The organism is Proteus sp. G2675 (assembly GCF_963886535.1).
Taxonomy (GTDB): Bacteria; Pseudomonadota; Gammaproteobacteria; order Enterobacterales; family Enterobacteriaceae; genus Proteus; species Proteus mirabilis.
Genome location: NZ_CAWPCB010000013.1, coordinates 22,103 through 28,235 on the forward strand (window position 1 = coordinate 22,103; position 6,133 = coordinate 28,235).

The window sequence follows — 6,133 nt, forward strand, 5'->3', positions numbered from 1 at the left end:
AGGATAATGCATGGATGCCAGAGAAATATGGATAAGACTTAATGTTGTTTCAAGATTGCCAGTAAATAAAGCGATTAAGGTGGTGGAATACTTACAATCATTGACGCAACTAAATCGTAAAGTGTTACTAGAATGTGGCCTATCAGAACAACAAAGTCACCAATTTATGAGGCTTCAGGCAAATTGTGTCAAAAGTACATTAAAGTGGCTAGATAAAAATGAATCATCACTCTTAACAATTTCTGATTCAGATTATCCTTTGCTATTAAAACAAATATCTTCTCCACCTCTTTTGCTTTTTGTTGCAGGTAATAAAGAGCATTTAAAAAGCACACAAATTGCATTAATTGGTAGTAGAGATGCTACACAGTATGGGACTAAGTGGGCGACTTATTTTGCACAACAGCTCGTGAAAAATAAATTCACAATTACAAGCGGGTTGGCGCAAGGGATTGATGGTGTTGGACATCGTAGTGCTTTAAAACATCATGGCGTCACTATTGCTGTATTAGGGAGTGGTTTAGAACAAATTTACCCATCATTTCATCGTCGACTAGCAGAGCAAATCAAAGAGTCGGGTGTTCTTGTTTCAGAACATCTCCCGATGGCACCACCTTTAGCTCGTCATTTCCCGCAAAGGAATAGAATTATTAGTGGATTGAGTTCAGCTCTCTTAATTGTAGAAGCTGGCATAAAAAGTGGATCTTTAATCACTGCCAATTATGCTCTACAACAAGGCAAAGAATTGTTTGTGTTACCCGGATTACTCGGTGATTCACACTTTGAAGGAAATCATCAGTTGCTAAAACAGGGGGCGAATTTAGCCTCTTCGCCAGATGATATTATGGAATATTTAAATAGCTCTTGGCAGTGGTTAATCTTTAATCATAATGATGATTTACAGGACGAGCATATCGCAGAGGTTGGCTCAGCAGCCAATAAAAAAGAGTCCAGCAATATGCCATTAGAAATTGAAAAACTTACACCCACTCAACAGCAATCAATAAATTTGATATTGCCTTTGTTAGGTTTTGATAAAGCTATCCCGATTGATATTATTGCGAATAAGAGCGGTTTATCCACATCAGATTTAGCTCCTCTTTTATTAGAGCTTGAGCTTATCGAAAAAGTCGCTATTGTGGCGGGTGGCTATATTCGATTGGAATAAGTGTTATGAGGTAAGACAATGGCAAAAATAATGCCGTTTACGCATCCATCTGAGCAAGAAAAATGTCCTGAATGTGGCAGTGATTTAATTATAAGAAATGGTGGCCATGGCCCTTTTCTAGGATGTTCTGCTTATCCTAATTGCCATTATATTAAGGCGTTGAAATCTCAAGGCGATGGACAGGTTATTAAAGTATTAGAAGGACAGCCTTGCCAATGTTGTGGCGCAGATTTAGTTTTACGACAAGGTAAGTTTGGCATGTTTATAGGCTGTAGCAATTATCCTGCTTGTGAGCATATAGAACAAATTGATAAACCTGATGAGACTGTGATTCATTGTCCTCAGTGCGAGAAGGGCAAATTATTACAGCGTAAGTCTCGGTTTGGTAAAATATTTTATGCTTGTAACCAATATCCTGAATGTCAATTTGTACTAAATAATAAACCGATTAATGGTGAGTGCGAATATTGTCATTATCCATTATTGATGGAAAAGAGGTCTTCTCAAGGAGTAAGATTAGTGTGCGCCAGCAAATTGTGTGGCAAGCAACAAACAAAAAGAGAAGAACATGAATAACGAAGTATCACCTGTAAATAATACAATTATAGAAGCACTGCAAAATAATCAAGTTATTGCCTATCCAACAGAAGCTGTGTTTGGTGTCGGTTGTGATCCTGATAGTGAAAGCGCGGTAATGGCATTACTTGAGTTAAAACAGAGAGCCATTGAGAAAGGGCTTATTTTAATTGCTGATAACTATGAACAATTAAAACCTTATATTGATGATAACGCATTGACTCAAGAACAGCGGGAGCGGATGTTTGCCTCTTGGCCAGGCCCAATCACTTGGGTTATTCCAGCTAAGTCAACAACGCCAAAATGGCTAACAGGGCGGTTTTCTTCCTTAGCTGTAAGGGTTACGGATCACCCTATTGTGAAAGCATTATGTGTGGCTTATGGCAAACCATTAGTATCAACCAGCGCAAATTTAAGCGGACTTCCTCCATGCCGTAGTGTTGAAGAAGTACAAGAGCAGTTTCGTAACCGAATTGCTATTGTAAATGGCGAGGTTGGTGGCAGAAAAAATCCTTCTGAAATTAGAGATGCACTCACAGGTGAGCTATATCGACAAGGATAATGATGCTATGGAAAAATATGTAGTGATGGGCAATCCCATTGAACATAGTCAATCTCCTTTTATTCATCAGCTTTTTTCGAAACAGTCAGGGATTGATTATGAATATGGGCGTTTACTGGTTCCATTAGGCGAATTTGATAAAGTAGCAACGCAATTTTTTTCTCAAGGTGGACGTGGAGCTAATGTTACCGTTCCTTTTAAGGAAGATGCTTTTCGCTTTGTGGATAAATTAACACAAAGAGCACAAGCCTGTGGTGCTGTTAATACTATTTTAAAATTAGATGACGGCACGTTATTAGGTGATAATACTGATGGTCAGGGCTTAATTCTTGATTTAGCTAGGTTGGATTTTATTATCCCCGGAAAAATATTATCGGTTCTTGTTATTGGGGCTGGTGGTGCTACACGAGGGATATTATTACCATTATTAAATTATAATTGTGATATTACTTTGACTAATCGCACTGTTGAAAAAGCACAACAATTAGCACAAGAATTTAGCCAATTTGGTACAATTAGAGCTAGTGCTCCACAAAATGTTACAGATAAACATTATGATCTAATTATTAACGCCTCTTCATCTAGTATGACGGACGATATTCCTCCTATACCTGATAGTGCTTATGGTTTTAAAACTGCTTGTTATGATTTGTATTATAAGGCAGGTATGACTTCTTTTTTATACTATGCATTAAAAAATGGTAGTACACGCTTATCTGATGGCCTAGGTATGCTGGTAGGGCAAGCCGCTTATGCCGTTGAGTTATGGTATGAGCGAGTACCTGATATTAATCCAACAATAAATATTTTAAGAGAAAATTTGAATAAATGAATCAATCCATTCAATTTCCTGATCGTGAGCAGTGGCTTGAAGATCAAAATTGCGTTCTTTTCCCTATCATGGTCAATGGAATGTTATTTGATTGCCAAATCACCGAACAAGAGCTAAAGGCACGCTTTGGTGATAATAGTAATGGTCTTTGTTTGTTTAAACAGCATCGATGGGAAATTGAAGAAGAATTTGAAGAGTTGGCTAAGCTGTATGAAGTGTCAACTCTTCATCCATTTTACTGTTTATCAATGGCGGAATGAGCCGTTGATAAATAGTCGTTCTTCCACTTTACGTAATTATTAGCAGAGTAGATAAAGTGTTGTATTTCTGCGGGCGTGAGTGGGCGGATCTTTTTTACTGGGCTACCTAAATAAAGAAAACCACTTTCTAGTCGTTTACCAGGTGGTACTAGGCTTCCTGCGCCGATCAAAACATTATCTTCAATAATTGCACCATCAAGTAAGATTGATCCCATGCCGACTAATACTCGGTTTCCGATTGTACACCCATGTAACATTGCTTTGTGTCCAACAGTCACATCATCACCGATGATGAGAGGAAAACCATTAGGGGTATTTTCTGATGCATGTGTAACATGTAGCACTGAGCCATCTTGAATATTAGTCCTTGCTCCTACACTGACATAGTTAACATCACCGCGGATCACAACCATTGGCCAAATGCTGACATCTTCACTAAGGCGTACATCACCAATAACAGTGGCTGTCACGTCAATATAAACATCTTTAGCAATGGAAGGTGATAAGTGTAAGTAACTTCTAATAGTGGAATGGCTCATGATTGACCTCATACGAATATTGTGGCGGTACTTTGCTGTAATTGTAATATAGAAAAGCATAGCAGTGAGCAGGTATATCTGACGAGAGAATAATCCAGAGTATTATTTTTAACTGAAATAAATAGCGATGATAATAAAAGTAAGTGGATCGATGATGATCGATAGAAGATAACGAATAGACAAAACGGTTATTGGTAGTATAATTTTTGTGCTACTAGCGGGGTTTTAGTGTCAAAAATAGACGTGTAGCTTAAAAATAGAGCGAACAGAAAAAAAATTGAAATAAATACTTGCGCTAATCTGAGAAGCCCCTATAATGCGCACCCACTGACCGACGATGAGCTGACAACAGCAACGACGGAAAGGGAAGAGAAAAGAAAAAAGTTTGAAAAAACTCTTGACTCTTCAGAGGAATAGCGTAATATACGCATCCTTGCAACAACGCAGAAGACCGGAAACGGCAGCGATAGTTGCACTGCTCTTTAACAAATTATCAGACAATCTGTGTGGGCACTCGCAGAGACGATATCTTCTAAAAAATTAGATGTATCAAGTCTTGAAGAGTGACTAACAAGTTAATTCATATAATGAATAAGCTAAGTTTTCGATTTCTTTGAGCATCAAACACTTTTAATTGAAGAGTTTGATCATGGCTCAGATTGAACGCTGGCGGCAGGCCTAACACATGCAAGTCGAGCGGTAACAGGAGAAAGCTTGCTTTCTTGCTGACGAGCGGCGGACGGGTGAGTAATGTATGGGGATCTGCCCGATAGAGGGGGATAACTACTGGAAACGGTGGCTAATACCGCATAATGTCTACGGACCAAAGCAGGGGCTCTTCGGACCTTGCACTATCGGATGAACCCATATGGGATTAGCTAGTAGGTGGGGTAAAGGCTCACCTAGGCGACGATCTCTAGCTGGTCTGAGAGGATGATCAGCCACACTGGGACTGAGACACGGCCCAGACTCCTACGGGAGGCAGCAGTGGGGAATATTGCACAATGGGCGCAAGCCTGATGCAGCCATGCCGCGTGTATGAAGAAGGCCTTAGGGTTGTAAAGTACTTTCAGCGGGGAGGAAGGTGATAAGGTTAATACCCTTGTCAATTGACGTTACCCGCAGAAGAAGCACCGGCTAACTCCGTGCCAGCAGCCGCGGTAATACGGAGGGTGCAAGCGTTAATCGGAATTACTGGGCGTAAAGCGCACGCAGGCGGTCAATTAAGTCAGATGTGAAAGCCCCGAGCTTAACTTGGGAATTGCATCTGAAACTGGTTGGCTAGAGTCTTGTAGAGGGGGGTAGAATTCCATGTGTAGCGGTGAAATGCGTAGAGATGTGGAGGAATACCGGTGGCGAAGGCGGCCCCCTGGACAAAGACTGACGCTCAGGTGCGAAAGCGTGGGGAGCAAACAGGATTAGATACCCTGGTAGTCCACGCTGTAAACGATGTCGATTTAGAGGTTGTGGTCTTGAACCGTGGCTTCTGGAGCTAACGCGTTAAATCGACCGCCTGGGGAGTACGGCCGCAAGGTTAAAACTCAAATGAATTGACGGGGGCCCGCACAAGCGGTGGAGCATGTGGTTTAATTCGATGCAACGCGAAGAACCTTACCTACTCTTGACATCCAGCGAATCCTTTAGAGATAGAGGAGTGCCTTCGGGAACGCTGAGACAGGTGCTGCATGGCTGTCGTCAGCTCGTGTTGTGAAATGTTGGGTTAAGTCCCGCAACGAGCGCAACCCTTATCCTTTGTTGCCAGCACGTAATGGTGGGAACTCAAAGGAGACTGCCGGTGATAAACCGGAGGAAGGTGGGGATGACGTCAAGTCATCATGGCCCTTACGAGTAGGGCTACACACGTGCTACAATGGCAGATACAAAGAGAAGCGACCTCGCGAGAGCAAGCGGAACTCATAAAGTCTGTCGTAGTCCGGATTGGAGTCTGCAACTCGACTCCATGAAGTCGGAATCGCTAGTAATCGTAGATCAGAATGCTACGGTGAATACGTTCCCGGGCCTTGTACACACCGCCCGTCACACCATGGGAGTGGGTTGCAAAAGAAGTAGGTAGCTTAACCTTCGGGAGGGCGCTTACCACTTTGTGATTCATGACTGGGGTGAAGTCGTAACAAGGTAACCGTAGGGGAACCTGCGGTTGGATCACCTCCTTACCTAAGAGATACGTGTTATGTG

6 protein-coding genes and 1 rRNA gene are annotated in these 6,133 nt (G+C 41.7%); 6 read left to right on the forward strand and 1 reads right to left on the reverse strand.

The annotated features are described in order from the left end of the window. Positions 1 to 10: 10 nt before the first annotated feature. The 5 genes from dprA to AACQ49_RS03460 are packed head-to-tail and all read left to right on the forward strand — an operon-like array spanning position 11 to position 3,398. Complete coding sequence (gene dprA, locus AACQ49_RS03440) at positions 11 to 1,168, forward strand: DNA-processing protein DprA (protein ID WP_004246932.1); 1,158 nt, start codon at positions 11 to 13, stop codon at positions 1,166 to 1,168. An 18-nt stretch (positions 1,169 to 1,186) separates the two neighbouring features. Further along, entirely contained in the window at positions 1,187 to 1,744 is a 558-nt protein-coding gene (locus tag AACQ49_RS03445; protein WP_017827503.1) for a DNA topoisomerase family protein, read from the forward strand. Then, the gene (gene tsaC, locus AACQ49_RS03450) at positions 1,737 to 2,306 is read left to right on the forward strand and encodes an L-threonylcarbamoyladenylate synthase type 1 TsaC (RefSeq protein WP_004249883.1); all 570 of its coding nucleotides are present in this window, start codon (positions 1,737 to 1,739) and stop codon (positions 2,304 to 2,306) included. Before AACQ49_RS03445 ends, tsaC begins: the two co-directional genes overlap by 8 nt. Positions 2,307 to 2,313: 7 nt before the next feature. Next, positions 2,314 to 3,138, forward strand: a complete 825-nt coding sequence (gene aroE / locus AACQ49_RS03455) for a shikimate dehydrogenase (protein WP_104459259.1) — start codon at positions 2,314 to 2,316, stop codon at positions 3,136 to 3,138. After that, complete coding sequence (locus AACQ49_RS03460; RefSeq protein ID WP_004249683.1) at positions 3,135 to 3,398, forward strand: DUF1488 family protein; 264 nt, start codon at positions 3,135 to 3,137, stop codon at positions 3,396 to 3,398. The genes aroE and AACQ49_RS03460 overlap by 4 nt, the downstream gene beginning before the upstream one ends. Here AACQ49_RS03460 and AACQ49_RS03465 read toward each other — a convergent pair. Then, positions 3,374 to 3,937: a gamma carbonic anhydrase family protein gene (locus tag AACQ49_RS03465; RefSeq protein ID WP_004249682.1), complete on the reverse strand. Its 564-nt coding sequence runs from the start codon at positions 3,935 to 3,937 to the stop codon at positions 3,374 to 3,376. The genes AACQ49_RS03460 and AACQ49_RS03465 overlap by 25 nt on opposite strands. 631 nt (positions 3,938 to 4,568) lie before the next feature. Between AACQ49_RS03465 and AACQ49_RS03470 the strand changes: the two genes are divergently transcribed. Then, positions 4,569 to 6,111 (forward strand): 16S ribosomal RNA (locus AACQ49_RS03470). Positions 6,112 to 6,133 lie beyond the last annotated feature (22 nt).